This is a genomic window from Lentzea jiangxiensis, assembly GCF_900104175.1.
Lineage (GTDB): Bacteria > Actinomycetota > Actinomycetes > Mycobacteriales > Pseudonocardiaceae > Lentzea > Lentzea jiangxiensis.
Map to the genome: position 1 here is coordinate 1 of NZ_FNIX01000018.1, position 26,882 is coordinate 26,882.

The window sequence follows — 26,882 nt, forward strand, 5'->3', positions numbered from 1 at the left end:
ACGCTGACCAGTTCCAATCCGACTTGGCCGCGGGAGGCGGCCTCGGCGATCAGCGCGTCCATCAGCGCCTGGAACATCCCGGCCTTGGCCCAGGAGTTGAACCGGGAGTAGACGGTGGACCAGGGCCCATACCGTTGCGGGACGTCACGCCAGCCCGACCCGGTGCGGAACCGCCACAGGATCCCGTTGAACTGATCCCGCACCCGCCGCGGCAACGGCCCCGTGGCCGCGACCGGCACATGCGGCTCGATCAACGCCCACTCGGCATCGGTCACATCAAAACGCGCCACATCCGTGTTCTACCAGCGCGCCACCAGCCAACCTAGATCCGAACTTCAAACAGCTCCTAGCCCGCCCAGTTCCCGCCCCACCTCGCCGGCCTCTCCAGCAGCCCGCAGCACCCGCCGTGCGGGCCCTCGACCGACGCCACCCTGCCGATCGGCAGCAGACCGGGACCCGTACCCACCTCGCCCCCCAGCTCCACCACCCGGGCACACGCCGCCTCCACGTCGTCCACCGCGAAGAACACACCCCACTGCGACACCGCGCCCAGACACGACCGCATCGTCCCCGCCACCGGCCGCGCCCCACCGTGCCGAGCCGACGTGTACAAACCCGACGCCCGTTCACCGGCCGCCGACCTCCAGCCCAGCTCCGCGGTCCAGTAGGCGTCGTCCTGCTCCGGCGCGCTCGTCAGCAACTCCACCCAGCAAGGCTCACCATGCCGCGGCGGCGGCGCCCACGGACCGTGCAACACCCGCCCACCGTCCACAGAGGAATTCGCCCGCAACACCCGCGACTCGCCACCACCGAAGAACACGTGCCAACCCTGATCACCCGCAACGACCCGAGCCGCCAGCCGATCACCCACGAAACCCGCGAACGACCCACCCGGCTCCGCCACCACCGTCCACCCCAGCACCCCGGCGAAGAAATCCACCGACAACTCGGGCTCGGCAACGCTCAACTCAAGACGACGAACACCACAAGACGACACGGACATCCCATCGGGCGGGGATCAGGAGCGCGCACCATCCTCTGCTCCGACCACCCGAGACGACAATGCGCCATTCGGACGCATGCGCTCCGCACCCACGATGTCACGCAACGGCACCGGCCGGCCCAGGTGAAAACCCTGCCCCACCCGCACCCCCAACCCCCGCAAAGCCTCCACCTGCGACGGACGCTCCACCCACTCCGCCACCGCCGACAACCCCAACCCGTCCGCGATCCGCACGATCCCCGACACCAGCACCGCGTCCGCGTCACTGGTCTCGATGCCCTTCACGAACTCACCGTCGATCTTGATCCCCGTGATCGGCAGGTGCTTCAGGTGCACGAACGACCCGAACCCCGAACCGAAGTCGTCCAGCGTGATCCGGCACCCGAAACCCCGCAGCTGCGTCGCCAGCGCCACCGCCGCGTCCAGGTTCGTCACCGCCGCCGTCTCCGTGATCTCCAACCCCAGCCGCCCCGGCGCCACACCGGCAGACCCCAGCCTGTCCAGCACGAAATCCCCGAACTCCGGGTCCTCCAACGTCCGGCCCGACACGTTCACGTTGAACCGCAACCGCGAATCCGGCTGCGCCACCAACGCGTCGATCGCCGTCGACAACACCCACCGGTCCACGTCCAGGATCAGGTTCGACCGCTCCGCCACCGGCAGGAAGTCCGCAGGCCCCAGATACGGCTCCTGCCCGTCCTCCAACCGCAACAACAACTCGTGCCCCAGCGTCACACCCGACGCCAACTCCACCATCGGCATCCCGCACAACGCCAGACCGCCACCCGCCAGAGCCGCCCGCAACCGGTCCAGCACACTGACCCGCTTCACCGTGTCCGCGTAGTGGTTCGGCTCGTACACCGTCACCCGGTCCCGGCCCGCCGCCTTAGACGCGTACAACGCCAGATCCGCGTTCGCCAGCACCAGCTCCCACGAATCCCCCGGACCGAACTCCGCCAGCCCCGTGCTCACCGTGATCCGCGCCGGCGTCCCCGTCCCCGCCAGCGGAAAACCCGCCACCGCGTCCCGCAGCCCGTCCGCAACCTCCGACGCGTCCTTCGGCGACGCCCCCGGCAACACCACCGCGAACTCATCACCACCCAGACGAGCGATCAGCCTGTCACCCAAACGAGACTGCAACGCCGACGCCAGCATCCGCATCACCCGGTCACCCACCGCATGACCGCGCAGATCGTTGACATCCTTGAAGTTGTCCAGGTCCAGCACCAGCAACGCACCCGAACCGTTGTTCGCCAGCTCCCGCTCCAGCGCCCGCGTCAACGCCCGCCGGTTCGGCAACCCCGTCAACGGGTCCTGCTCCGCCATCCGCACCAGCTCGTCGTGCACCCGCGACGACTGCGTCACGTCATGAGCCGTGCCCAACGCCCGCAACGGCGCGCCGTCATCACCCAGCACGACCTCACCGAAGCACTCGAACACCCGCTCCTTGCCGTCCGGACGCAACATCCGGTGCGTGTACGTGAACACCGACCCCGTCTTCAGAGCCGCTTCCAGCGTCTCCTCGATCATCGGCAGGTCCTCCGGGTGCACCAGCTGCGAGTACAGCTCGAAGTCGAACGCCGTCCCCGGCTCGAACCCGAACATCTCCAGCAACGTGTCCGACCACGTCACCCGGTCCTCGCGGATCGACCACTCCCAGGTCCCCATCCGGCCCAACGCCTGCGCCCGGCGCAACGCGTCCGCCTCCTGGGTCACCGTCAGCTCACGATCACGCCACGCCGACACGTCCACGACCTCGTACATCAGATCGTCACCCAGCCGGGAGCACTGCACCTCGAGCCACTTCGGCCCCGGGACCAGCACCTCCCGCACCGGAGCAGGCACCTCGGGCACCCCCGGCAGCAGCGCGGGCAACGACCGCCCGTACGCCTGCTCGACCGGAACCCCCAGCACAGCACCCAGCGCGCGGTTGCACCACAACAGGTTCCCGCGCGCATCCGTCACGGCATAGCCGACACCCGCCCGGTCCAGCACCGTGCGGCAGTAGGAGGTCACGCGCGTCATGATCGTCCGATCACCGGACGTAAGCAACCCGCTACGCCGGTAGGTTCGCTACTTGGCGAACGGCTATCGCAGCCGCTCCAAACCCTTCGCCGACTCCACCAGCTCGGCCGCCAGCTTCCTCAGCTCCTCGTTCTCCGCCCCGTCCTGCGCCGCCGTCACCACGTCCTCCGCGGCACACCGCAGCTGGAACAACCTGTCCTGCAGGTCCGCCAGCTCCGCGGTGCTCAGCACCACCGCGTCCTCCGGCAGACCACCGCGCTGCAACGCCGCCCTGCGCTCGTACGCCCGCTGACGACACGGCTGCGCGCAGTACCGCCTCGGCCGGCCGATCCGCCCACTCCCCGGCAACCGCCTCCCGCACCACGCACAGTGCCTGGGCTCATCCGCCTCCATGGAGCGCTCCATGGCGCGCGACGGTAGCGAATGCCGGTGGGTGGTCTCCAGCGACGCGCCAGAAAGCCCGACCTTCGTAGGGAACCGGACAGTACCCGGCGGTCCGTCGATGTCGCTTCCGGGGCGATTCTGATCGACTTCGATCGATCTCTTGCGCCTCTGCGTGGTCGTTTCGTGCGATTGCGCTGGTATTTGGCGCCGATATGTTTTGTTTTCGTCTACACTGAAGTTATAGAGAATAGAAGAAGACATCTCGCCACCTGCCGTCCACCCCGGAGCCACCACCGGAAGGCAGACTCCACGACGTGACACATCCCTACCTCGCAGGCCCGCACCCCCGCGCCTTCGCCCACCGCGGCTGGCACGTCGACGACCTCACCGGCATGGAGAACTCGCTGAGCTCGTTCCGCAGGGCCGTGCAGGAGGGCTACCGCTACATCGAGACCGACGTCCACGCCACCGCCGACGGCGAGGTCGTCGTCCACCACGACCACACCCTCGACCGCACCACCGACGCCACCGGCGTCGTCTCCGCACTCCCCTGGACCGAGGTCAAGCGCTCCAACGTCGGCGGCCGCGAACCCATCGCCCGACTCGCCGACGTCCTCGAGGAACTCCCCGACACGTTCTTCAACATCGACGTCAAGTCCGAGAACGCCGTCGAACCCGTCATCACCCTGCTGCGCAAGGCCAAGTCCCTGCAGCGCGTCTGCCTCGCCAGCTTCTCCGACAACCGCCTCGCCCGCCTGCGCCGCCTCGCCGGACCCGAACTCCTCACCTCCATGGGCCCCCGCTCCGCCGGCGCCCTCTGGGCCGCAGGCCGCATCCCCTTCGCCGGACTCGCCGTCCGCGGCCAGGTCGCCCAGGTCCCCGTCAGCCAGGGACGCCTGCGCATCGTCGACCGCCGCTTCGTCCGGGCCGCCCACCGCAGGGCCCTCGAAGTCCACGTCTGGACCATCGACGACGAGGCCGACATGCGCGCCCTGCTCGACCTCGGGGTGGACGGACTCGTGACCGACCGGCCCGACGTACTGCGCCGAGTTCTCCAGTCCCGCAACAGCTGGTAACAGGTTGGACAGCCGATCATGGGAGGCGTCGGCGGACAAGTACAGTCCGCCGACATGAAGGTCCAGGGCGACGCCGCCGACGCCAACACCACAGGCCGCCGCAAGGAACAACGCGGCTGGGTCTGGTACGACGTGGCGAACTCCGTGTTCCCCACGTCCGTGATCACAGTCTTCCTCTCGCTGTACCTCACGAGCATCGCGACCAACGCCGCCAAAGCCGACACCGCGCTCAACGGCGCCAACCCCTGCGCGAACGACAACGCCTTCGACCGCTGCGACGTCACGCTCCTCGGCCTGCAGTTCCCCTCCGGCTCGCTGTGGGGCTACCTGCTCTCCGCCGCCACCGTCATCCAGGTGATCGTGCTGCCCGTCATGGGCGCCATCGCCGACCGCACCCAGAACAAGAAGAAGATGCTCGGCTTCTTCGCCTTCACCGGCTCCGCGGCCACCATCGCGCTCGCCACCGTCGAAGGCACCAACTGGAAGCTCGGCGTCCTGCTCTTCGTCCTCGCCAACATCTGCTACGGCTCCAGCGTCGTCGTCTACTACGCCTTCCTGCCCGAGATCGCCACCCCCGACGAACGCGACGCCGTCTCGAGCCGCGGCTGGGCCTTCGGCTACCTCGGCGGCGGCGTCGCCCTCGCCATCCAGCTCGGCATCACCCTGTCCGCCGACGCCCTCGGCATCACCTCCGGCGACGCCGCCCGCATCGCGTTCGTCATCTCCGGCATCTGGTGGGCCGCCTTCACGATCATCCCGCTGCGCGCCCTCACCGAGCACCGGAACCCGCACGTCCGCGAACACGGCGCCTCGGTCGTCTCCGCCGGCTTCAAGGAACTCGGCACGACCCTGAGGCAGGCCAAGGCCTTCCCGCTCACCCTGGCGTTCCTCGGCACCTACCTGATCTACACCGACGGCATCGCCACCGTCGCCAACGTCTCCGCCCAGTACGGCAGCGTCGAGCTCAAGTTCGAGCAGCAGACGCTGATCACCGTGATCCTCATCGTCCAGTTCGTCGCCTTCATCGGCGGCGTCCTGCACGGAGCCGTGGCCAAGCGCATCGGCGCCAAGAAGACGATCCTCGGCTCCCTGGTCGTGTGGATCGTCGTGATCACCGCGGCGTTCTTCGTCCAAGCGGGCGACGAGACGTCGTTCTACCTCGTCGCGGCCGGCATCGGCATCGTGCTCGGCGGCACGAACGCCCTGTCCCGCAGCCTCTTCAGCCAGATGGTGCCGCCCGGCCGCGAAGCGCAGTACTTCTCGCTCTACGAGGTCGGCGAGCGCTCCACCAGCTGGCTCGGCCCGCTGGTGTTCGCGGGCGTCGGCCAGGCCACCGGCAGCCTGCGCCCCGCCATCCTCGCCCTGATCATCTTCTTCGTCGCCGGCTTCGTCCTGCTGATCTTCGTCCCCGTCCGGCGCGCCATCAAAGCCGTTGGCAACAAGGAACCCGAACTCGTCTGACCACTCCTCGAAGGGGCGGTGCCGGTGCGGCACCGCTCCTTCGTCACGCCCGGACCCGCCGCCCGCGCCGCACGGGCGCCACCACCGCGAGCAGGAGCACTGCCGCCAGCACGTTCCGCTCGGCGGTGACCTCACCCCACGCCGCTGCCAGCACCACCAGCGGCACCAGCTGCAGCAACGCGAACACCGACAACGCCCTCCCGAACACGGCGTCACCCCGCACGAACGCGAAGACGCGCACCGCCGCGGTGACCAGCCCGACGAGCAGCAACCCCGTCCCCGTGGCGAACCCGCCGACCACGCCGAGCAGCACCGCTCCCCCACCCCACCACAGCAGCCTGCGCGCGGGCGGCGTCGGCGCCTCGCGGTGGAACCCCAGGCACAGACAGGCGAACGTCACCAGCGACGGCACCGCGAACGTCGCCGACAGCAACGCCTCCCGCACATCCCCGACGGACAGCACCGGCACGACCACCGGCGCGGCCGCCGCGACCTTGGCGAGCGTCCGCCGCCCGTCCAGCAACGCCGCGAACGCCACGAACGGCGCCAGCTCCAGCACCCGCCACCACACCGGATCCGGACCGTGCCGGCCGGCGAGCACGACCACCACCGCCGCCGAGTAGTACAGCCCCAGCAGCAACCCGAGCATCCCCAGCGCCCGCACCGCTTCCCCGCGCCACACCACCCTCGCCGGCACACCCGTGAACGCCGCCCCGGCCGCCAGGTGCGTGCGCACCGCGAGCCCGAGCACCGCCCACGTCTCCCACCACCCCGGCCAGCTGTGCTCCAGGTCGAGGTCGTCGGTCCGCTCGACCAGGAAGATCCCGACCATCTCCTCCTCACGGTCCCGCCGGTACCACCCCGGCAGCACCTTCAGCAGCGCCCGGTACCGCCGCTCCAGGTTCGTCACGCCCGACCCGCCCACGCCTGCAACCCTCTCCCCCGCAGCACCGCGCTCGCCGCGCGCACGTTCGCGCTCAGCCGCGCCACCTCCGCCTGCAACGCCCGCACCCCGGAGTCGGTGAGCCGGTAGTAGCGCCGCAGCCGCCCCTGGTGCACCTCCTCGCGGTCGCGCTCGGCCAGCCCGTCCGCCACCAACCGGTCCAGCACGCCGTACAACGTGCCCACCCGCAGCACCGTCCGCCCCTCGGACAGCTGCTCGACCGCCTGCACGATCGCGTACCCGTGCAGCGGCTCCTCCGCCAGTGCCGTGAGCACCAGGAACGCCTGCTCGGACATGACTCGACCACTCATGTCGCTGAATATATCGCGACGCGAGCTATATCGGGAACCTGAGTGACCGTGTGGATTTGAATTTGGTCAACACTGAAGCTATCGAAAGAACGAAGGGAAGAATGACGAGAGCCGGAGCGGCGACTTCAGGCGGCGCCACACCGGCCACCGGCGTACTCGGCGGATCCCGTCAGCCGAAACAAGGTGCGCGACGACTGGAACCCGCTGTCGGCGCAGCCCTCCCCTGCCCCTCCACCCACCCCTCCACGGCGGGCGGCGGGACACTTCGCGTTCGATGCCACGTTCGCGAAGGGAGCACTCGACCTGGGTCGGGCGTGCCGTGACGCCTCGAAGCTCTGCCCACTCCCCCATCTGAATACCCTGCCGACCACCGGCAACGGCTTCCTTCAGTTAACACTGAAGCTATAGAGGTTCCGAGCAGAGTCAATGTTTCGAAACCGGCGACAGCGGCTATGCCTTCCCGGAAGTAGCAGGTCGCATTCGGAGGGCGGACGATGGAGAGGGACGGACCGTGGGGATTCCTCATGATCGGGATCCAGGCACTAGGGTGACCCGCCGTGGACGCCCTCCCCGATCCGACAGACGCCCTGTCCGCTGTCCCTGTCGCTGGTTCCCGGCGCTCAACGCCGGTGGTCGGGCACCTCAAGTTCTTCTTCGGTCCGATGGACTGCGGCAAGTCGACGCTCGCCCTGCAGATCGACCACAACAACTCGCGCCAGGGCCGGCGCGGACTGCTGCTGGTCCGGCACGACCGGTCCGGCCGGCCGCAGATCTCGAGCCGCATCGGCATCACGCGGGCGGCCTCGGAGATCCGCGACGACGATCTCCGCCACCTGGTCCGCGCCGAGTGGGCCGAGGGCCGGCGGGTCGACTACCTGATCGTGGACGAGGCGCAGTTCCTGTCGGCCGCGCAGGTGGAGCAGCTCGCGGAACTCGCGGACGACGTCCAGGTGGACGTGTACTGCTTCGGGCTCGCCACCGACTTCCGCGGGGAGATGTTCCCCGGATCGCGCCGGCTGTTCGAGCTCGCCGACGAGCTGAAGGCCATCCAGGTCGAGGTCCTGTGCTGGTGCGGGGTGCCCGGGAGGTTCAACGCACGGGTGCGCGCCGGGCAGGTGATCAGGGCCGGGGACACCGTTCTCGTCGCCGACACGGTGCCGGACACGGAACAGCACCGATCGGGTACGGAGAGCGACGGTGTTACCGAGAACACCGAAACTACTGTGCGCTATCAGGTGCTCTGCAGGCGTCACTTTCGGTTGGGAGACCTGGGGCCTGACGTCGCACAAGGTGGCCAACTCCGGTTGGCCTAGGCGGTTACCAGCGGCCTCCACTGGGCCATTAGAGTGATGCATGAGCCCAGAAGCTTGATAACGCGTCACGATCCTGTGGCGATCGCATCCATTAGTAGGAAGCCTTCGTTGACGAGTGAACGACGTCACTGTGGGCAACCATGAGAGCGAGCCGGAAACAAACGGAGCAATCCGGGCGTTGCACACGGTGAGCAAGAAGCCTGGGCCCCGGCCCTGAGCCGAGCGAAAGGACACCGCCATGGCCGACCGCGTTTTGCGTGGCAGCCGGCTCGGAGCAGTCAGCTACGAGACCGATCGCAACCACGATCTCGCTCCGCGCCGGGCAGCGCGGTACGCCTGCCCGAAGGGACACGACTTCGAGGTCCCGTTCTCCGACGACGCCGAGTTGCCGCCGACCTGGGAATGCCGTCTCCACGGCACCGAGTCGAAGATCATCGACGGTGTCGAGCCGGAGGTGAAGAAGATCAAGCCGCCGCGCACGCACTGGGACATGCTCCTGGAGCGCCGATCGATCCCCGAGCTCGAGGAGCTGCTCGACGAGCGCCTCGAAGAGCTGCGCGGACGCCGCACCCGCACGGCCTGATCTCGACCTGACAGGTCGCAGACGCTCCAAGCCGTCCCGGTCTCCCGCCGGGGCGGCTTTTTGCGTGCCTCGTCAGGGCCGCTAGGAGGCCCGTGCGGCCGCTGTGATCAAGTTCCGGCCCCACCACACCCCCACGGCCGCCAGGACCGCCCAGATCGACAACGCGACGATCGAGCGCGGTGAGCCGAGGTCGCTCAGCGCGTCCCCCAGCACCGCGGCGAGCACCGTCGAGGGCACGAGCCCGAGCGCGGTGCCGAGCGCGAAGTGCCCGGCGCGCACCGACGTCACGCCCGCGCCGTAGTTGGCCAGCGCGAACGGCAGGACCGGCAACAACCTGATCACGAGCGTCGCCTCGACCCCGCGCCGCGAGAAGACGCGTTCGAGCACGGCGAACCGCTCCCCGAGCCAGCCCTCCACCGTGGCGCGGCCGAGCCGCCTGGCGACCGCGAACGCGATCATCGCGCCCGCGGTGAACCCCGCGATCGCGAGCGCGCTCCCCCACCCCACGCCGAACAGCAGACCCGCCGCCGTGGCGAGCACCGGCTTGGGGAAGAACACCGCCGTGCCCAGCGCGCACACCGCCACGAACACCGCCGGTGCCGCGCCGCCCGCGGAGTCGACCAGGGCGCGGAGCTCGGCGCCGTCCGGGAGGTCCACGAGCTGCGCCGCCACCGCCATGGCGGCGACGAGCAGCACGAGGAGGACCAGGCCCGCACGTCGCATCAGACCAACGTACCCGGCAAGCTGGAGGGCATGACCGTGCTGCTCCCCTCCGGCGAGACGATCCCCGCGCTCGGCATGGGCACCTGGATGATGGCCGAGCGCCCCGGCAGGCGCGCCGACGAGATCACCGCCCTGCGCACCGGCCTCGACCTGGGGCTGAGCCTCGTCGACACGGCCGAGATGTACGCGAACGGCGCGTCCGAGGAGCTCGTGGGCGAGGCGATCGCGGGCCGGCGCGACGAGGTGTTCCTGGTGTCGAAGGTGCTGCCCTCCCACGCGTCCGCGGCAGGGACGGTGAGGGCGTGCGAGGCGTCGCTGCGCCGGCTCGGCACGGACCGCCTCGACCTGTACCTGCTGCACTGGCGCGGCGGCGTGCCGTTCGAGCAGACCCTGGAGGGCTTCGCCGCGCTGGTCGAGTCGGGCAAGGTCCGGCACTGGGGTGTCAGCAACCTCGACCTGGACGACATGCGCGAGCTGACGGCGTTGCCGGGCTCCTGCCAGACCAACCAGATCCTCTACAACCTCTCCCGCCGCGGCCCCGAGCACGACCTGCTGCCCTGGCACGCCTCCACCGGCATCCCGGTCATGGCCTACTCCCCCGTGGAGCAGGGCCGGCTGCTGGACTCCCCCGCGCTCGCCTCGGTCGCCGGACGGCACGGCGCCACGCCCGCCCAGGTCGCGCTGGCGTGGGTGCTGCGGCTCCCGCACGTGAACGCGATCCCCAAGGCGGGCACCGCCGAGCACGTCCGGGAGAACGCGCGGGCGCTGGAGCTGCGACTGACCACCGAGGACCTCGCCGACCTCGACGACGCCTTCCCTCCCCCTTCCGGGCCGACCCCGCTCGCCGTGCTTTAGTACCGCGGATGAGCTGGACCGAGATCGAGCGCTGGATCGGCGAGAAGGCCCCCGCCCTGGACGCGGCGCTGCTCCCGCCTTCCACGGCCATCGACATCGCCGATGCCGAGGAGACCATCGGTTACGCGCTGCCGGACGACGTCATCGCCTGGTGGCGGCGGTTCGGCGGCATCGGCGAGACGTATCACCACTGGCCGCTCGTACCCGACATCTGGCAGCCGCACGGTCTCGACCGCGCCCTGCACTTCCGCACGCTGATGATGCAGGCGATCAGCGGGATCGCGTTCGCCACGATCGGCGAGGAGAAGGACTACGAGGCGGTGGCGCTGCGCGAGCCCGCGGGAACGCCGTGCGTGGACATCTGGTTGCCGGCGTGGCTGCCCGTCGCGGCGGACGGTTCCGGGCACGAGCTGTTCGTCGACCTGCGCGGAGGCCCGCTGCACGGGTGCGTCATGGAGTGGGGCAAGTACAGCGGCGCCGACGGCGAGGCGGTGTGGCCCGGCGTGACGGCGATGCTCGACGACACCCTGAAGGCGCTTCGGGGCGAGACCGCGCACCGGCTGGTGTTCGAGCGCGGGAACTTCCACTGGGAGTAAGACGCGCGTCCCAGTTCCGGGGCCGGCTGCCGCGCGGATCGCCACCGTCGACTCCCGGCACCGGACACAGGAAGCCAGGTGAGCGACACGTGCCAGGCGTCAGCAGCCCGCGCAGGTCCCCACACCTCGCACGCTCCAGTTCCGGCGTGTGACGCGCACCCCTGAACTCGAGGGGAGTCGCACGATGCACGTCTTCGACATGACGTTGCGCATCGCCGGGTGCATGGGCCTCGGCGCGCTGATCGGTTTCGAGCGGCAGTACCGCTCGCGGATGACGGTTCTGCGGACCAACGCCGTCGTCGCGGTGGGGCCGCGTTGTTCGTCCTGCTGTCCGCGCGCGGACGTGATCCTGCGCGACGGGCTGTCGGTGCGCGGGCTCAACACCGCGGCCACGCTCTGGTGCGCGGCCGCGGCGGTGGGGTCGCTGGCAGGTGCCGGCCTGCACGCCGTCGCGGCGGCCGGGACCGTGGCGATCATCGCGGTCGACGTCGGCCTGCGGGAGCTCTGCCGGGCCGTCGACCGCAAGGACGACGAAGGTCCAGGGCGCGGAACGGCGCAGGGCGGTGCGCGGGGAGCGTCGAGGCTCCGCGCACACCGCCCTGCGCCGTTCCGGTCGCTGCTAGCGCGGCTCGTACGTCAGGCAGTTCGCGTGGTGGCCGCCTTCGCCCTGGCCGACCCGCACGCTTTGCGCCGTGCACTCCAGCGAGGCGTTGTGCCGGCAGTCGGTGCGCGAACAGGCACCGACCTGGGCGACGACCTTGTCCAAGCCGCCCTTCGTGCCCAGCGGGATGAACGTCCCGCAGTCGGCGGCGCCGTTGTCACCGCGCACGGTGATCGCGAAGGCGTGGCAGCCGTCGTGGTTGTAGGAGCAGTCGCTCACGGTGCAATCGTGGACTGCGGGCATCGCCGGGTTCTCGAGAGTGGTCATGTCCGCTCCTGCCGTGGTGGGAAAGGTTCGGTAATCGCGACGATGCCACCGCGGCGCCGAGCCCGCAATTCGGGAGAAAATTAGGGGAGCCTATCCTTTCGCGATTCGGCAATGTCATTTCCCCTCGTCGGAGCACATCCCCGCCGGAGGAGATCACGCTGGTCAGCCACCGTGGTTCGCCCGGTGGGGCGATCCGGGGAAATTCGGGGTTTCACCGCCGCATTCACCGGGACCGTCTCGCCGCGCCATTGTTCGGACCCGGCCGGACGCGATCTCTTCCGCGCGTCACCCGTGGTCCAGAACGCGCCTCGGGAACCGCCGGGTGCGTTCTTCGCCCGGATCGCCGATCACACGCCCAGGCGAAGCCGCCGCAACGACCCAGCCGAAGCGCGTGTCCTCGTCGCTCGTCACGGCAGGGGCCGCGCCACGCCGTGTTCGAGGGCGTTCGCGCTACCACCCAGGTCTCGCCGGAAGCGACCCGCCGGAATAAACGGGGTCTGGTCCGGTTAGTATGGGTGACACGTCAACCAACTAGGTCGGGTGTGCTGTGAAGATCGCTGTTCTCGGTGCGGGCCACGTCGGTCCCGTCCTCGCGCGCCTCGCCCTCGGCGCGGGCCACGAGGTCGCCATCGCGGGCTCCGGTGATCCCTCGCGGATCGAGATGATCGTCGGTTTCCTCGCGCCGGGCGCGAAGGCGCTCACGGCGGCCGACGCGGTCGCCGACGCCGACCTGGTGGTGCTCGCCATCCCGTGGCACCGGTTCTCCTCGCTGGAGCCGGGCGCGTTCGCGGGCAAGGTCGTCGTAGACGCGATGAACCACTGGCCGCCCTCCGCCGAGCCCCTCGGCACGAGCGAGCAGGTGGCGGCGCGACTGGCGGGCGCGGACGTCGTCAAGTCCCTCAACCACGTCGCCTACCAGGACATGGAACCCGCCGCGGGTCGTGCCGTCGGCGTCGCCGGCGACTCACCCGGCGCCGTCGAGGTCGTCGCGTCGTTCCTGCGGGACATCGGGTTCGACCCGGTGCCGGTGGGACCGCTGGCCGCGGGACGGCTGCTGGAACCGGGCAGCCCGCTGTTCGGCGTCGCGGCCCGCAGGCAGGAGTTCGAGACGCACACCAAGGAGCAGTCATGACCACGTTCGGACTCGACACGTTCGGCGACGTCACCCACGACGCCTCCGGCACCCCGCTGTCGCACGCGCAGACCATCCGCGACCTCGTCGACCAGGGCGTGCTCGCCGACCAGGTGGGCCTCGACTTCTTCGGCATCGGCGAGCACCACACCGCGGACATGCCGCTGTCGGCGGCCGACGTGGTGCTGGCCGCGATCGCCGCCCGCACGTCGTCGATCCACCTCGGCTCGGCCGTCACGGTGCTGAGCTCCGACGACCCGGTCCGGGTGTTCCAGCGCTTCTCCACGCTCAACGCGCTGTCGGACGGCCGCGCGGAGATCATCCTCGGGCGCGGGTCCAGTGTGGACTCGTTCCCGCTGTTCGGCTACGACCTCGCGGACTACGAGGACCTGTTCGAGGAGAAGACGCACCTGTTCGCCGAACTGCTCAAGGGCGGGCCGGTCACCTGGCAGGGCAAGACCCGCGCGGCGCTGCACGAGCAGGACGTCGTGCCCCACACCGAGCCGTTCCCGACGTGGATCGGTGTCGGCGGCAGCCCGCAGTCGGTCGTGCGCGCGGCCTCGTACGGCTTCTCGCTGATGCTCGCCATCATCGGCGGTCACCCCGGCCGCTTCGCCCCGTTCTCGGAGCTCTACAAGCACGCGCTGGAGAAGTTCGGCCACGAGCCGCAGCCGATCGGGATCCACTCCCCCGGCCACGTGGCGCCGACCGACGAGCAGGCGCGCGAGGAGTTCTGGCCGCACTACCTCGACGTGATCGGACGGCTGGGCAAGACGCGCGGGTTCGCCACGCCGACGCCGGAGTCCTACGCGCACGAGGTGGGGCCGCACGGCGCGCTGTTCGTCGGCTCGCCGGAGACGGTCGCGCAGAAGATGGCCCGCACCATGAAGAAGCTCGACGCCAGCCGGTTCGACCTCAAGTACGGGATCGGCGGGCTGTCGCACGACTCGCTCCTGCGCACGATCGAGCTGTACGGGACGCGGGTCGTGCCGCGGGTCCGGGAGCTTTTGGACTAGACCAGTGTGATCAGCACGACAGCCGCCACGGCCGGGTTCACCCTCGGGCCGCCGGAACTCCCCTGATACTGCGAGCGTTGGGTTGCTGGAGAGGAAACCGGTGATTGTTCCCATGCCCACGAGCGCGCCCCGTCGCACGGGCTCGTTCGTACTGACCGAAGACGTCACCGTCCGGGTGACCGGACAGGCGCGCACCGCCGCCGCGATGCTGCGCGAGCACATCTTCAGACAGACCGGCTACCTGCTGGCCGAGTCGCCCGACGGCATGCTGATGGTGTCGCACGACCCGGCGATGCGCGGGCTCGGGCCCGAGGGGTACGCGCTGCTGGTCAGCAACGACGCGGTGATGCTGCGCGCCGGCACGCAGGCGGGGCTGCGGCACGGCGTGCAGTCGTTCCGGCAGCTGATGACCGGCGACGGCACGGTGCGGGCGGCCGACGTGCGCGACTCCCCCGCCTTCGCGTGGCGCGGGGTGTCGAGCGCGCTGCTGCCGCCCGCCGAGATGCGCAGGGCGATCGACCGGATGGCCGCCTACAAGCTCAACGTGCTGCACGTGTTCCCCGACGGCGATCCCGACCACCTGCGCGCTCTCGTCGAGTACGGCCGCGATCACGGCGTCACCGTCGTGCCGGAGCTCAGCCCGGCGACGATCGAGCTGCTGGAGCTGTTCCCCAGCCGGTGGGTGCACATCGGCGGTGCCGAGCTCACCACGAAGTTCGCCGCTCTGCTGGAGCGGCACGGCCGGTTGCCGGTGCGGTGGCACGACGGCAGCAGCGACGTGCTGGGCCCGCACGGCAAGCTCGCCGAGGGCGACGACGGGCTGCGGGCCGTCGCCACCGCGGGCTGGGTGGGCGAGCTGCGCACCGCCTCGGCCGTGGCTCCGGCCTGGTAGCCGTTCACAGTTCTCGCGTGACCGCAGGTCACGGGCGGCTCGCGGTTCACCTGTTTATATTTCACCTACCGCTGCGGAGCGTGTGCCGAACGGCGCACCCGGTTGATCCACAAGGCGGCTGCGGCGGGGAACGCCGCAGCACCGGGCGTTGTGATCACGACCGCGAAGCGTTCCGGTGCCTGTCCGCGAGCTGTCACCCGGCCTCGGTGACCTGGTTGGCCGCGGCGGACGCGTGCCATCGTGGGTGACGTGCGCTCCACTGCGGAATCCCGGTCCAGTCACGACTTCCGGCTCCTGCTGGTCGACGACGACCGGGAGCTGGTGGAGCTGCTCGCCACCGTGCTGCGCGGCGAGGGGTACGTGGTGGACGTCGCGCGCGACGGGCAGCGCGGCCTGCACCTCGCGCTCACCCACCCCTACGACGTCGTCGTGATCGACCGCGGGCTGCCGGTGATCGACGGGCTGGACCTGTTGTCCCGGTTGCGTTCCCGGTCCGTGCGGACGCAGGCGCTCGTGCTCACCGCGATGGGTTCGGTGCACGACCGGATCGAGGGCCTCGACGCCGGCGCCGACGACTACCTCACCAAACCGTTCGACCTGGGCGAGCTGACCGCGCGGCTGCGGGCGCTGTGCCGGCGGGCCGCGGAGCTGGCGGCGGTGCTGCGGATCGGCGCCGGCCGCCTCGAGCTGGAACAGCACCAGGTCGTGCTGCCCGACGGCGAGAGAATCCCCCTGACCGCCAGGGAGTTCGCGCTGCTGCGAGTGCTCGCCACGCACCCCGAGACCGTGCACACGCGCGCGGCGTTGCGGCGGACCGTGTTCCAGGACGCGCCCTCGACGTCCATTGTGGACACCTACGTGCACTACCTGCGGTCCAAGGTCGGGCGTTCGGTCGTGCAGACCGTGCAGGGGGTCGGCTACCGGTTGGGGGCTCTGTGAGGTCGTGGGCCGAGGCGGAGCGCGCGGAGGTCGGCAGGGCGCGGCTGCGGGTGAGCGTGCTGGTGGCGCTGGCGATCGCGCTGATGATCGCCTTCGTCGGCGGGATCGCCTACGTCGTCATGGTGCACGCGCAGGAGACGCAGGTGTCGCGCGAGCTGCGCTACAACGCCCGGTACGGGGTGCCGGGCATCGCGCCGCGCTGCGCGTGGGTGTTCGTGCTGGAGGACGGGACGCTGCACGAGGGTGACCTGGAGGTGCCGCGCGGGTTCCCGTTGCGCGACGACATCGACGCGGTGCACGCGTCACGTGGCTCCATCGAACGCGACGTCAAGGCGAACGGCACGGAGTACATGGTGCTCACGGCACCAGGCGCGGACGGCACGACGGTGCAGGCCGTGTTCGACCTGCGCTACCAGCTCCTCGACCGCGCGCACCTGCTGTTAGCGCTGGCGATCGCACTCGTGGCGGGCCTGCTGCTGGCCGCGCTGGTCGGCCTGACCATCAGCCGCCGCACGGTGGGACCGTGGGCGGAGGCGCTCGCCCGGCAACGCCGGTTCGTCACCGACGCGAGCCACGAGCTGCGCACCCCGATCGCCCGCGCGCACCTGCGGGCCCAGGTGCTCGCCGCCGGGCTGCCCGCCGACCAGCGCACCGACCTCGACGCGCTGGCCAGGTCGATCCGCGGGCTCGCCGACGTGGTGGACGACCTGCTGGCGTCCGCGCAGCTGCAGGAGCGGCGCGACCGCGTCCCCGTCGACCTGACCGACGTCGCGGAGGCCGCGGTGGTCGGCGAGACCGAACGTGCCACCGAACGACGGATCACCGTGTTGCTCGACCACCCCGGGCGGCCCGTGCTGGTCGGCGGGATCGAGACCGGGCTGCGCCGCGCCGCCGACGAGCTGCTGGCCAACGCCCTGCGCCACACCCCGGAAGGCGGCCGGATCTCGGTGAGCGTGCGGACCGTCGCCGGGCAGGCGGAGCTGGTGGTGGCGGACAACGGCGACGGGTTCCACCCGGCCGAGGCGGAGCGCCTGTTCGAGCGGTCCCACCGGGGACCCGGTGAGGGGCGGTTCGGGCTGGGCCTCGCGCTGGTGCGGGAGATCGTGACCGGGCACGGCGGGACCGTGGAGGCGGTGGGGCGGCCCGGTGCGGGAGCCCGGTTCACGCTGCGGCTGCCCCTGGCCGAAGCGGGCCTGCCGGTCGGCGGGGAACACATGACCGGCGCGTGCCCGTGAGCAGCGCGGCCGGCCCTCCTCACCACTCCCCGTCGACGGCCACCTCCGCGGCGACGCGCACGTCGGCGTCCAGCGGCCGGTCCGGGTCCACCGGTTCGATGGCCGCCACCAGCGCGTCCAGCAACGCGGCGCACCGGGGCGCGGTCGGCCGGCGCGCTCCCACGTGCACCGCCTGCCGCAGTCCCAGGGCGAGCGACCCGCACAGCATCCGCAGCAGCTCCGCGAGGTCGTAGGCGCGCAGGGCGGCCTGGGTGCCGAACGGCACGACGTCCTGGTTGTGCAGGTTCGTCGGCAGGCTCTGCGTGCTGGCGGGCAGCACACCGCGGCGGATCTCCGCGACGAACGCGGTCGTGGCGAGCTGGACTCCCTGCAGTCCGTGCTGCTGACCGGGTCCGGCGGCGAGCATGGGCGGCAGGCCGGTGTTGCGGGCCGGGTCGACGAGCAGGTCGAGCTGGCGTTCGGCGAGGTTGCCCAGCGTCGCGGTGACCATGGTCAGGACGTCGGCGGCGAAGGCGGCGGGCTGGCCGAAGAAGTTGCCGCCGTGCGCGACGAGGTCGTCGCCGGGGAAGAACAGCGGGTTGTCGCTGACACCGCCGAGATCGGCCGCCACCACGCCGTCGACGTAGCGCAGGGCGTCCTCGGCCGCGCCGAGCAGCTGAGGTGAGCAGCGCAGGCTGTACGGCTCCTGCAACGCCCGCAGGCCGCTCGGGGTGGTGCCGTCGAGCACCGCGCGCATCCAGGACGCCACCTCAGTCGCACCGGGGTGGCCGAACGCCGAGACCAGGCGCGGGTCCGCGAAACCGGGATCGGCTCCCAGCAGATCGGTCAGCAGGCACGTCAGCGACGCCAGCGCCCGGTGCGAGGCGCGCACCGACGACAGGGCGAGCGCCGCCGCGGCCGTCGTCACGGACGTGCCGTTCACCAGCGCGAGGGCGTCACGGCCGTCCAGCCGCAGGGCTTCCAGACCCGCCGAGGCCAACGCCTCCGCGGCGGGCAGGCGGGCACCGTCCAGGTAGGCGTACCCGCGGCCCCGCAGGGCCTGGGCGGCGTAGGCGAGCGGGATCAGGTCCCCGCTGGCGCCCACCGAGCCGTAGCGCGGGATCGCCGGGGCGAACGTCGTCGCGAACATCGCCGCCAGTCCCGAGACGACGTGCGGCGAGACCCCGGACAGGCCCTGCGCCAGCGACCAGGTGCGCACCAGCAGCGCGGCCCTGGCGATGTCCGCCGGGAGGTCAGGGCCCTGGCCCGCGCCGAGGTGCGCCAGGGTGTTGTCGCTCTGGTCGGCCTCGGTGGCACGCCCCGCGAAGCCCACCAGCGCGCCGAAGCCGGTCTTGGCCCCGTACACCGGGCGTTCGTCGTCGGCGAGCACCGTGCGCAGGTAGGCGCGGCCGCGCTCGACGCGGTCCAGGACGTCGGAGCCGACGAGCACGGGCATCGGCGCCGACGCGCGGAGGAGGTGCGGAACGGTCAGGGGCGAACCCAGGTCCACGGACGTGTCTGCTGCGGTCGCGGTCACCGCACGGACGGTAGGCAGCCGATCTCAGAGAGTTCTGAGATCGCGTGGGTAGCTTCCCCGTCCATGGCCCACGAGTACCTGATCATCGGCGCCGGACCGGCCGGTTTGCCGCTCGCCGCGCTGCCGGCGCGGGGCGGTCGCGACCACGCCGTCCTCGAGAAGCACCGGGACCTGCCCGAGGCGCACCAGCAGCCGCTGGTCGCGTTCGTGGAGGAATGCCTTGCCGGCGCGTGACGCCGAGCCGTTCCCGCGCGCGGTGCTCGACGTGCTCACCGCCGCCGCGGACCGGCCGGTGTTCGAGCACGGCACCCGCGTGGTGACCGGCGCGGAGATGCTCGACCTCGTCGCGCGGATCGCGTCCGGGTTGCGCGGCAACGGGATCGGGCCCGGTGACGGGCTCGCGCTGCTGCTCGGGGTCGACGCCGGGGCGTTCGCGACGATCCTCGCCGGACACGTCGTGGGCGCTCGGGTGGTGGGGGTGCGCCCGGGACTGACGGACGCCCAGGTGCGGCACCTGCTCGGGCTCGACATCGCGGCCGTGGTGACCGACGCCGGTGGAGCAGCGCGGGCGGTCGCGGCGGGGACACCCGTGCGGCTCACCGTCACCGACCTGCTCGCCCACTCCCCCGAACCCCTGCGTTGCCGCGGGAAGCTCGGCGACGTCGCCCGCCTCATCCACACCAGCGGCAGCACGGGCGCCCCCAAAGCCTGCGCGCAGACCTACGCCGCCATGACCGGTGCCTGGACCGCGCGGCCCGAGTCCTGGCCCCCTGCGATCCGGGACCTGGCGACGAGGCTCGACCGCTACCTGGTGTTCGGGTCGCTGTCGAGCCAGGTCATGTTCGAGTACGCGATCCTCACCCTCACCGCGGGCGGCACGATCGTCGTCGCCGACCACCCCGCCGACGCGATCACCGAGCTCAGGGCCACCGCACGCGTGATCACCGCGCCGGGCCTGGCGAAGCTCGTCGCCGCCCAGAAGCGCGAGCCCGCCGACCTCTCCACGCTGAAGGCCCTGCTGGTCTCCGGCTCTCCCCTGACGCCGGACCGCCACCGCGAGGCGCTGGACGTGCTGGGACCGGTGCTGTTCCACGGCTACGGCCAGACCGAGACCGGCATGATCTCGATGGCCACGCCGGACGATCCTCCCGGCACCGTGGGGAAGCCGCCCGTCGACGTCGAGGTCCGCGACGGCGAGCTGTACGTCCGCACCCCCGGCCAGGCGAGCGGGTACTGGGCCGACGCCGGGGAGTCGGCCGAGGTGTTCGTGGACGGCTGGGTCCGCACGCGCGACCTCGGCCGGATCGACGACGACGGCTACCTGCGGCTGACCGGCCGGGCCCGCGACGTCGTGATCGTCAACGCGAACCTGCACCACGTCGGCCCGATCGAGCAGGTGCTCGCCGAGCACCCGGACGTCGCCGAGGTCTACGTCGTCGCGGTGCCCGACGACGAGACCGGCGAGGCCGTGCACGCCTTCGTGGTGCCGAAGGCCGATCGGGTTCCCGAGCTCGGGGAACTGCGCGAGCTCGTCACCGCCCGGCTCGGCGCGGCCTGCGCCCCCAGCCGTCTCACCGCGATCAGCGAACCGCCCGTCGCCCCCAGCGGCAAACCCGACAAACGTCAGCTGGCCGAGTCGGCCACCACCGCGTGAAGGAGAACCCCGTGTCCAGCGAGGTAACGACCGAGTGTCTCGTCATCGGCGCCGGGCCGGCGGGCCTGCAGGCGTCCTACCTGCTCAAGCAGTCCGGGCGCGAGCACCTGGTGCTGGAGGCCGGCCAGGCCGCGGGGACGTTCTTCACCCGCTTCCCCCGGCACCGCCAGCTGATCTCCATCAACAAGGTCCACACGGGCTGGGACGACCCGGAGCTCAACCTGCGGGTCGACTGGAACTCGCTGCTGTCCGACGACCCCGAGCTGCTGTTCACCGGCTACACGCCGCGCTACTTCCCGGACGCGGACGACATGGTCCGCTACCTCGGCGACTTCGCCGTCAAGAACGACCTCCCGGTCCGCTACGACACCAGGGTCGTGTCGGTGACGCGGCCGGACGACTTCGTGGTGCGTGACCAGCACGGTGGCACCTACCGGGCGAAGCGCGTCATCGTCGCGACCGGTGTCTCCCAGCCGTACGTCCCGGACATCGACGGCGTCGAGCACGCCGAGCACTACTACGACGTGTCCGTCGACCCGCAGGACTTCACGGACAAGCGGGTGCTGATCATCGGCCGTGGCAACTCGGCCTTCGAGACCGCCGACGCGCTGATGGAGACCACGTCGGTCATCCACGTCGCCGGGCCGGGGTCGCTGAAGCTCGCGTGGCAGACGCACTTCGTCGGCCACCTGCGGGCCGTGAACAACAACTTCCTCGACACCTACCAGCTCAAGTCGCAGAACGCGTTGCTGGACGGGCACATCACGGCCATCCGCCGCGACGGCGACGGCTACCTCGTGAAGGTCAGCTTCCAGCGCGTGAACGAGGTGGTCAAGGAGATCCGCTACGACCGGGTGGTCCTCGCGACCGGGTTCCGGTTCGACGCCTCGATCTTCGCGCCGGAGTGCCGCCCGCGGCTCACGATCAAGTCGCGGTTCCCCGACCAGACGGCGGCCTGGGAGTCGGTGAACGTCCCCGACCTGTTCTTCGCGGGCACGATCACGCAGATGCGCGACTTCAAGAAGTCGACCAGCGGGTTCATCCACGGCTTCCGCTACGGCGTGCGCGCACTGCACCGCATCACCGAGCAGCGCTACCACGGCGTGGACTGGCCCAGCCGGTCGCTTCCGGCCGGCGCCGAGGCCGTCGCCGAGGCGATCATCGCGCGGGTCAACCGGACCTCCGCGCTGTGGCAGATGTTCGGGTTCCTCGCCGACGTGGTGCTGACCGGACGCGACGGCACGGTGCGCTACCTGGAGGAGGTGCCCGTCGCGCACCTGCACGAGGCGGTGGCGCGCGGCGAGTTCGGCGACGTCGAGTCGTACGTGACGGTCACCCTGGAGTACGGGGCCGACCACGACAAGGTCAACCCGTTCGACATCACCGCCGGCCGCAACTCGCAGTACGACACCAGCGGGCTCGACGGCCGCTACCTGCACCCGGTCGTGCGGCGGTTCCGCTCCGGCGAGCTCGTCGACGAGCACCACGTCACCGAGAACCTCGAGAACGAGTGGGACAGCGAGACCGTCCACAAGGCACCGTTGCGGGAGTACCTCCGGTGAACCCCGTGCTCGCGGAACTGCACGACAAGGCACGCGCGGTGCTCGACCCCGTCCACTACGACTTCTTCGCGGGCGGGGTCGGGGACGAGGTCGTGCTCGCGGAGAACGAGGCGGCGTTCCGGCGCCGCGCCCTGCTGCCGAGGGTGTTGCGGGGGATCGAGGTCCGGCAGGACTTCCCGGTGCTGATCTCGCCGACCGCGTTCCACAAGCTCGCCCACCCCGACGGCGAGCTGGCGACGGCACGGGCGGCGGGAACGACGACGCTGGTGTCGAGCATGGCCTCGACCGTGCCGATCGCCGAGGTCGTGGCGGCCGCGAGCGGACCCGTGTGGTTCCAGCTCTACGTCCAGCCGGACCCGGCCGTCACGGAGGCGTTGGTGCGCCGGGCGGAACGAGCGGGCTGCGCGGCGCTCGTGGTGACCGCCGACTCCCCCGTCTTCGGGCGGCACCGGCGCGACCTCGCGCACGGCTTCCACGACCTGCCGGCCGGGCTGGCGGCGGAGAACATGCGGGACCTGACCGGCCCCGGGCTGCGGACCATCGAGATGTCGCCGGCCGTGTCGTGGGGGCACCTCGACCGGCTGCGGGAGATGACCGCGCTCCCGTTGTGGGTGAAGGGGATCCTGCACCCGGCGGACGCGGTGCTGGCCGTGGAGCACGGTGTGGCGGGCATCGTCGTGTCCAACCACGGCGGACGTCAGCTCGACCTCGTCCCGGCGGCGCTCGACGCGTTGCCGGCGGTGGCCGACGCCGTGGCGGGGCGGGTGCCGGTCGTGCTCGACGGCGGTGTCCGCGGTGGAGGCGACATCGCGGTGGCACTGGCGCTGGGGGCTTCGGCCGTCGGCATCGGCAGGCCGGTGCTGTGGGGGCTGGCCGCGGACGGCGAGCAGGGCGTGCGGCGGGTGCTCGACGTGCTGCACGACGAGTTCCTGCACGTCCTGACGCTGTGCGGGGGCGAGCTGAGCAGGGACGTGGTGGTGGCCCGGTGCTGAGCTGGTTGCCCGCACGCGTGGTCGCGTTGCGCGCCAAGGTGTTCGAGAAGGTCAACGGCGACAACGCGATCACGTTCCCGAACGAGGTCATCGGCCCGGACCGCTTCCAGGAGCTCTACAGCCACCCCGCCGCCAACGGCCGCAGCAAGGGCGCCGGGTTGTCGGACCTGTTCTGGTACTGGCTCTCCCCCGGCCCCGAGGTGCACCAGGAGCACCTGGAGGCCGGGCCGCGCTACGACGACGTGGCCCGCGCCACCCGCACCTTCCTGTCCGGATCCACCGAGGAGCTTTCCGCCGCCGCCACGAGGTGCACGGCGAAGGTGCTCGACGAGGTGCTCACCGGCCGCGTCACCGAGGTGCGGCTGCGCGACCTGATGATGCCCGTGTGGGCCGAGTACTTCTACGAGATGGTGTTCGGCGAACCGTGCCCGCGGTACGCGCGTGACCTCATCGTCGACCACGCCGACGACGTCGTGAGCGCGTTGAAGTGCACCGGCCTGCGCCACCCCGCCCGCCGGGCGCGGCTGACCCGCTACCTGCGCGTGCGGCTCGCGGACGTCCGCCACCCGTTGCCGCGGACGTTGTCCGAGACCGAGCAGGTGCACTACCTGCAGGGCACGTACTTCAACACGGCTGTCGTGCAGATGTCCGAGGCGATGGCGCACCTGCTGCTCGCGCTCGCCCAGCACCCCGAGGTGGCGCGGCGGATCGACGACGACCGCTACTGCGCCCACGTGCTCGACGAGACGTTCCGCCTCTACCCGTTGTTCGGCATCGCGCACCGCATCACGACCGCGGACATCGCGCTGGACGACGAGACCTCGTTCCCGGCCGGGTCGGTGCTGTGCTTCAGCTACCCCGCCTACCACGCGACCGGCTACGCGAACCCCGACGTGTTCGACCCCGGCCGCTGGGAGAGCACCGCGGCCCGGCACGAGCACCACATCCCGTTCGGCGTCGCCGCCAACCGCCCCTGCCCGGCCTGGCGGCTCGCCCCCCTCGCGATGCGCACGTCCGCCCGGGAGGTGTTGCGGCGCGTGACGCTGCATTCCTCCGTGTCGCACACCAGGTCGTTGCCCAGCCGCGGCCCGTGCCTGCTCGTCCGCGAAGGCCCGGTGCCCCGGAGACGTCTGGCCTTCCTGCGCGTGCGCGACCGCTGGGAGGACGTCTGGCGCAGCGTCGTCCAGCTCGTGCTCGGTACCGCGATGGTGCTGCACGCCCACCACCTCCGGCCCGCGGGCCGCTACTTCGACACGCACGACACGCAGGGTTGCCCGGTCCGGCACTGATCCCAGGAGATGCCCGGTGAACCAGATCCACTTCGCGTTGCAGGTCTTCGCCGCACTGGCGGTCGTGCTCGTCGCGACCACCCTGTGCGGGAGACTCGCCATGCTGGTCAAGCAGCCCAGGGTCGTGGGCGAGATGGTCGCGGGCGTCCTGCTCGGCCCCGCGCTGCTCGGCGCCGTCGCACCCGGCGTGCAGGCCCAGCTGTTCCCCTCCGACGTGAAGAGCACCCTGTACGTGCTCAGCACTATCGGCCTGACGTTCTACATGTTCCTCGTCGGGTCCTCTTTGGACCACGGCCTCACCACGGGTGCCAACGCCCGCAAGGCCACGGTGCTCGCCGTGTCCGGCATCGTGCCCACGTTCCTGCTCGGCGCCGGCGCGGCGGTCCTCTTCTACGACTCGCTGAGCCCCGAGGGGTCGAGCCTGTGGGTGTTCCTGCTGTTCGTCGGCGGCGCCCTGTCGATCACCGCGTTCCCGATGCTCGCGCGGATCCTGGAGGAACGCGGCATCGCCAACACCCCGATCGGCGGCCTCACCCTCGTCGCGGCGGCGATCGACGACGCCGTGGCGTGGGCGTTCCTCGCGCTGATCATCGCGGTCGGCGCCTCCGGCAGCCCGTCCGGAGCCCTGCGCACCATCCTCGGAGCGGCGATCTTCGCGGTGGTCATGCTGACGCTGGGCCGCAGGTGGCTCGCCAAGCTCGGTGAGCGCGCCGAACGCGACGGCAAGCTCAGCCGCGACATGGTGGCCGTGGTGCTGCTGGTCGTCCTCGTGGCCGGCTGGTTCACCGACTACATCGGCGTGTTCTCGGTGTTCGGCGGGTTCATCACCGGCCTCGCGATGCCGAAGTCGAAGGTCGTGCGCCACGAGCTCGAGACCAAGCTCGCCGACCTCAACTCGATCCTGCTGCTGCCGGTGTTCTTCGCGTTCAGCGGCCTCAACACGCGGGTCGACGGGTTCGGCGCGGGCGGCGCGTTGTGGTTCCCGCTCGCGGTGATCATGCTGGCCGCGTTCGCCGGCAAGTACCTGGGCTGCGGGCTGGTGGTCCGCGCGCAGGGCTACTCGTGGCGCTACGCGTCGGCGGTCGGCGGCCTGATGAACGCCCGCGGGCTGATGATCCTGATCTTCATCAACATCGGCCTGGCCTACGACCTGGTGACGCCCGAGATGTTCGCGATCCTCGTGGCCGTCGCGATCGTCACCACCGCCGCGGCCATGCCGATCTACCGCGCGTCGCTGCCCGACCACCTGGAGGCCACCGCCGACGTCAGGCCGTCCCCCGCACCAGTGCGGTGAGCTCCTCGACGACGGCGGCCGGCTCGGGCATCCGGGCGATCTCGGCCGCCGCCGTCGTGGCCACGTTCCGCGCGGCCGGGTCGTCCAGCAGGTGGCGCGCCGCGGCGGTGACGGCGTCCGCGGTGGCCTCCGGACCGACGAGCTTCGCACCGGCACCGGTCTGGGCGAGGACGTCGGCGTTGACGAACTGGTCGGCGCCCTGGGGCAGCACGAGCTGCGGCAGGCCGGCCGCGAGCGCGCCGAGGACGGTGCCGGTTCCGCCGTGGTGCACCACGAGGTCAGCTCGCCGCAGCACCTGCGCCTGCGGCACGAACCCGGCGACGTGGACGGTGCCCGGCACCTCGCCCAGCAGCGCCGGATCGCCCGGGCCGAGCGCGACCAGGACCGTGACCGGCAGGCGCGCGAGCCCGTCGACCGCGGCCCGCAGGACCTCCGTGCGGCCGAACGACACCGTGCCGAGCGTCAGGTACACCAGCGGTTTCGCCGATTCGACCTCGGGCATCGGGACGTCCAGGTCGAACGCCGCCGGCCGCTGCCGCAACACCGTCGGGAGCGCCGCGACGACCGGATCGCGCACGACGTCCGGCCACAGGTCGACCACCACGTCGCCGAGCATCAGGTCGGCGGGCGCGGCACCGTCCCACAGCCACGCCATCTCCGGCGCGGCCAGCTGCTGCACCGGCGGCGGCATCGACCGGCCGATCACGTGCGACACGACCGGGATCCCCGCGTCCCGCGCGGCCTTCGCGGCGCCGACGTCGCTCTGCTCGTAGACGACGAGGTCGGGTCGGACCCGCGGCAGGAGCGCGGCGAGGTCGCCGGCTGTCGCGCGCGGCAGCACGTCCGCGAACATCGTGATCATCAGTCTGGTGACGTCGGCGTCACCGTGCCGACGGCGTGCCTCGGCTTCGGCCTCCCCGACCGAGATGCCCGCCGGGTGTGCCTCGAAACCGAGGTCCCGCACGATGCCGAGGAAGTCCTGTCCGGTCGCGAACACGACCTCGTGGCCCGCTTCCCGCGCTGCCCTCGCGAGCGGGACCAGGGGGAAGACGTGGCCGTAGGCCGGACGGCACGAGAAGAGGATGCGCACCCCGTCGAGGCTAGTGATCCTCCACCGGTCGAGGGGTCTTTTCAGTCAACACTGAAGCAATAGAGCAAGC

The 26,882-nt window shown here is 71.1% G+C and carries 27 protein-coding genes and 1 pseudogene; 18 read left to right on the top strand and 10 right to left on the bottom strand.

The features are described from left to right. The 4 genes from BLQ91_RS31725 to BLQ91_RS31740 form a co-directional block, all read right to left on the bottom strand. Nucleotides 1-290, bottom strand: a 290-nt coding sequence (locus BLQ91_RS31725) for a transposase (RefSeq protein WP_143022907.1), incomplete at its 3' end; no start/stop codon positions are given. 56 nt (nt 291-346) lie between these two features. Then, on the bottom strand, nt 347-1,003 hold the full coding sequence (locus BLQ91_RS31730) for a VOC family protein (RefSeq protein WP_090102858.1): 657 nt from the start codon (nt 1,001-1,003) through the stop codon (nt 347-349). A 15-nt stretch (nt 1,004-1,018) separates the two neighbouring features. Next, complete coding sequence (locus BLQ91_RS31735; protein WP_245733955.1) at nt 1,019-3,019, bottom strand: putative bifunctional diguanylate cyclase/phosphodiesterase; 2,001 nt, start codon at nt 3,017-3,019, stop codon at nt 1,019-1,021. Between the two features lie 72 nt (nt 3,020-3,091). Further along, a complete protein-coding gene (locus BLQ91_RS31740) occupies nt 3,092-3,433 on the bottom strand; it encodes a hypothetical protein (RefSeq protein ID WP_030475304.1) in 342 nt (113 codons plus the stop codon). Nucleotides 3,434-3,726: 293 nt separating this feature from the next. Between BLQ91_RS31740 and BLQ91_RS31745 the strand changes: the two genes are divergently transcribed. Beyond that, entirely contained in the window at nt 3,727-4,488 is a 762-nt protein-coding gene (locus tag BLQ91_RS31745) for a glycerophosphodiester phosphodiesterase family protein (protein ID WP_245733956.1), read from the top strand. A 54-nt stretch (nt 4,489-4,542) separates the two neighbouring features. Next, entirely contained in the window at nt 4,543-5,949 is a 1,407-nt protein-coding gene (locus BLQ91_RS31750; RefSeq protein ID WP_176960059.1) for an MFS transporter, read from the top strand. A 43-nt stretch (nt 5,950-5,992) separates the two neighbouring features. Here the strand turns inward: BLQ91_RS31750 and BLQ91_RS31755 are convergent, their stop codons facing one another. Further along, a complete protein-coding gene (locus BLQ91_RS31755) occupies nt 5,993-6,874 on the bottom strand; it encodes a hypothetical protein (protein WP_090102865.1) in 882 nt (293 codons plus the stop codon). After that, a complete protein-coding gene (locus BLQ91_RS31760; RefSeq protein WP_245733957.1) occupies nt 6,856-7,203 on the bottom strand; it encodes a PadR family transcriptional regulator in 348 nt (115 codons plus the stop codon). The genes BLQ91_RS31755 and BLQ91_RS31760 overlap by 19 nt, the downstream gene beginning before the upstream one ends. Before the next feature lie 557 nt (nt 7,204-7,760). On the opposite strand from BLQ91_RS31760, the gene BLQ91_RS31765 reads away from it, so the two are divergent. Together BLQ91_RS31765 and BLQ91_RS31770 are read left to right on the top strand one after the other, a co-directional pair. Next, nucleotides 7,761-8,516 carry a thymidine kinase gene (locus BLQ91_RS31765; protein ID WP_090102869.1) on the top strand — a complete coding sequence of 252 codons (756 nt, stop codon included), beginning with the start codon at nt 7,761-7,763 and terminating at the stop codon, nt 8,514-8,516. A 238-nt stretch (nt 8,517-8,754) separates the two neighbouring features. Beyond that, nucleotides 8,755-9,099 (top strand): RNA polymerase-binding protein RbpA, encoded by a 345-nt coding sequence (locus tag BLQ91_RS31770; protein ID WP_065919117.1) that lies wholly within the window; start codon nt 8,755-8,757, stop codon nt 9,097-9,099. An 81-nt stretch (nt 9,100-9,180) separates the two neighbouring features. Here the strand turns inward: BLQ91_RS31770 and BLQ91_RS31775 are convergent, their stop codons facing one another. After that, entirely contained in the window at nt 9,181-9,822 is a 642-nt protein-coding gene (locus tag BLQ91_RS31775) for a TVP38/TMEM64 family protein (RefSeq protein WP_090102872.1), read from the bottom strand. 30 nt (nt 9,823-9,852) lie between these two features. Here BLQ91_RS31775 and BLQ91_RS31780 point away from each other — a divergent pair, with 30 nt between their 5' ends. From BLQ91_RS31780 to BLQ91_RS43655, 3 genes and pseudogenes are all read left to right on the top strand, one after another. Then, complete coding sequence (locus BLQ91_RS31780) at nt 9,853-10,677, top strand: aldo/keto reductase (RefSeq protein ID WP_090102873.1); 825 nt, start codon at nt 9,853-9,855, stop codon at nt 10,675-10,677. Between the two features lie 8 nt (nt 10,678-10,685). Continuing rightward, nucleotides 10,686-11,273, top strand: a complete 588-nt coding sequence (locus BLQ91_RS31785; protein WP_090102874.1) for an SMI1/KNR4 family protein — start codon at nt 10,686-10,688, stop codon at nt 11,271-11,273. A gap of 271 nt (nt 11,274-11,544) precedes the next feature. Beyond that, a pseudogene (locus tag BLQ91_RS43655) lies at nt 11,545-11,718 on the top strand (hypothetical protein); the annotation flags it as partial. Between the two features lie 174 nt (nt 11,719-11,892). On the opposite strand, the gene BLQ91_RS31795 reads toward BLQ91_RS43655, so the two are convergent. Beyond that, nucleotides 11,893-12,201: a DUF1540 domain-containing protein gene (locus BLQ91_RS31795; protein WP_090102875.1), complete on the bottom strand. Its 309-nt coding sequence runs from the start codon at nt 12,199-12,201 to the stop codon at nt 11,893-11,895. A gap of 547 nt (nt 12,202-12,748) precedes the next feature. On the opposite strand from BLQ91_RS31795, the gene BLQ91_RS31800 reads away from it, so the two are divergent. The 5 genes from BLQ91_RS31800 to BLQ91_RS31820 all read left to right on the top strand — a co-directional run bounded on the left by BLQ91_RS31800 (nt 12,749) and on the right by BLQ91_RS31820 (nt 17,415). Beyond that, complete coding sequence (locus BLQ91_RS31800) at nt 12,749-13,333, top strand: NADPH-dependent F420 reductase (RefSeq protein ID WP_090102876.1); 585 nt, start codon at nt 12,749-12,751, stop codon at nt 13,331-13,333. Further along, a complete protein-coding gene (locus BLQ91_RS31805) occupies nt 13,330-14,349 on the top strand; it encodes an LLM class flavin-dependent oxidoreductase (RefSeq protein ID WP_090102877.1) in 1,020 nt (339 codons plus the stop codon). Before BLQ91_RS31800 ends, BLQ91_RS31805 begins: the two co-directional genes overlap by 4 nt. A 100-nt stretch (nt 14,350-14,449) precedes the next feature. Continuing rightward, on the top strand, nt 14,450-15,241 hold the full coding sequence (locus tag BLQ91_RS31810) for a glycoside hydrolase family 20 zincin-like fold domain-containing protein (protein ID WP_281199705.1): 792 nt from the start codon (nt 14,450-14,452) through the stop codon (nt 15,239-15,241). Between the two features lie 249 nt (nt 15,242-15,490). Next, the gene (locus BLQ91_RS31815; protein ID WP_090103077.1) at nt 15,491-16,180 is read left to right on the top strand and encodes a response regulator transcription factor; all 690 of its coding nucleotides are present in this window, start codon (nt 15,491-15,493) and stop codon (nt 16,178-16,180) included. Continuing rightward, nucleotides 16,177-17,415, top strand: coding sequence for a sensor histidine kinase (locus BLQ91_RS31820; protein ID WP_218130475.1), 1,239 nt, complete (start codon nt 16,177-16,179; stop codon nt 17,413-17,415). Before BLQ91_RS31815 ends, BLQ91_RS31820 begins: the two co-directional genes overlap by 4 nt. A 19-nt stretch (nt 17,416-17,434) precedes the next feature. On the opposite strand, the gene BLQ91_RS31825 is transcribed toward BLQ91_RS31820, so the two are convergent. Continuing rightward, complete coding sequence (locus tag BLQ91_RS31825) at nt 17,435-18,931, bottom strand: aromatic amino acid ammonia-lyase (protein WP_342670678.1); 1,497 nt, start codon at nt 18,929-18,931, stop codon at nt 17,435-17,437. Nucleotides 18,932-18,994: 63 nt separating this feature from the next. On the opposite strand from BLQ91_RS31825, the gene BLQ91_RS41715 reads away from it, so the two are divergent. The 6 genes from BLQ91_RS41715 to BLQ91_RS31850 are packed head-to-tail and all read left to right on the top strand — an operon-like array spanning nt 18,995 to nt 25,722. Continuing rightward, a complete protein-coding gene (locus tag BLQ91_RS41715) occupies nt 18,995-19,165 on the top strand; it encodes an FAD-dependent monooxygenase (protein WP_176960057.1) in 171 nt (56 codons plus the stop codon). Beyond that, nucleotides 19,152-20,585, top strand: coding sequence for a class I adenylate-forming enzyme family protein (locus BLQ91_RS31830; protein WP_218130476.1), 1,434 nt, complete (start codon nt 19,152-19,154; stop codon nt 20,583-20,585). The genes BLQ91_RS41715 and BLQ91_RS31830 overlap by 14 nt, the downstream gene beginning before the upstream one ends. Nucleotides 20,586-20,596: 11 nt before the next feature. Continuing rightward, a complete protein-coding gene (locus BLQ91_RS31835; protein WP_090103086.1) occupies nt 20,597-22,147 on the top strand; it encodes an NAD(P)-binding domain-containing protein in 1,551 nt (516 codons plus the stop codon). Next, nucleotides 22,144-23,139, top strand: coding sequence for an alpha-hydroxy acid oxidase (locus tag BLQ91_RS31840; protein ID WP_090102879.1), 996 nt, complete (start codon nt 22,144-22,146; stop codon nt 23,137-23,139). Before BLQ91_RS31835 ends, BLQ91_RS31840 begins: the two co-directional genes overlap by 4 nt. Further along, nucleotides 23,133-24,428, top strand: coding sequence for a cytochrome P450 (locus BLQ91_RS31845; RefSeq protein WP_245733959.1), 1,296 nt, complete (start codon nt 23,133-23,135; stop codon nt 24,426-24,428). Before BLQ91_RS31840 ends, BLQ91_RS31845 begins: the two co-directional genes overlap by 7 nt. Before the next feature lie 16 nt (nt 24,429-24,444). After that, entirely contained in the window at nt 24,445-25,722 is a 1,278-nt protein-coding gene (locus BLQ91_RS31850; protein ID WP_090102881.1) for a cation:proton antiporter, read from the top strand. On the opposite strand, the gene BLQ91_RS31855 is transcribed toward BLQ91_RS31850, so the two are convergent. After that, nucleotides 25,694-26,812 (bottom strand): glycosyltransferase, encoded by a 1,119-nt coding sequence (locus BLQ91_RS31855; protein WP_090102882.1) that lies wholly within the window; start codon nt 26,810-26,812, stop codon nt 25,694-25,696. The two genes, BLQ91_RS31850 and BLQ91_RS31855, sit on opposite strands and share 29 nt — an antisense overlap. Nucleotides 26,813-26,882 lie beyond the last annotated feature (70 nt).

Bases quoted from the DNA above. Each gene is read 5' to 3' on its own strand.
- BLQ91_RS31740 (WP_030475304.1), bottom strand. From the start codon at position 3,433: ATGGAGCGCTCCATGGAGGCGGATGAGCCCAGGCACTGTGCGTGGTGC.
- BLQ91_RS41715 (WP_176960057.1), top strand. From the start codon at position 18,995: ATGGCCCACGAGTACCTGATCATCGGCGCCGGACCGGCCGGTTTGCCG.
- BLQ91_RS31750 (WP_176960059.1), top strand. From the start codon at position 4,543: ATGAAGGTCCAGGGCGACGCCGCCGACGCCAACACCACAGGCCGCCGC.
- BLQ91_RS31730 (WP_090102858.1), bottom strand. From the start codon at position 1,003: ATGTCCGTGTCGTCTTGTGGTGTTCGTCGTCTTGAGTTGAGCGTTGCC.
- BLQ91_RS31780 (WP_090102873.1), top strand. From the start codon at position 9,853: ATGACCGTGCTGCTCCCCTCCGGCGAGACGATCCCCGCGCTCGGCATG.
- BLQ91_RS31805 (WP_090102877.1), top strand. From the start codon at position 13,330: ATGACCACGTTCGGACTCGACACGTTCGGCGACGTCACCCACGACGCC.
- BLQ91_RS31770 (WP_065919117.1), top strand. From the start codon at position 8,755: ATGGCCGACCGCGTTTTGCGTGGCAGCCGGCTCGGAGCAGTCAGCTAC.
- BLQ91_RS31775 (WP_090102872.1), bottom strand. From the start codon at position 9,822: ATGCGACGTGCGGGCCTGGTCCTCCTCGTGCTGCTCGTCGCCGCCATG.
- BLQ91_RS31760 (WP_245733957.1), bottom strand. From the start codon at position 7,203: ATGAGTGGTCGAGTCATGTCCGAGCAGGCGTTCCTGGTGCTCACGGCA.
- BLQ91_RS31785 (WP_090102874.1), top strand. From the start codon at position 10,686: ATGAGCTGGACCGAGATCGAGCGCTGGATCGGCGAGAAGGCCCCCGCC.
- BLQ91_RS31795 (WP_090102875.1), bottom strand. From the start codon at position 12,201: ATGACCACTCTCGAGAACCCGGCGATGCCCGCAGTCCACGATTGCACC.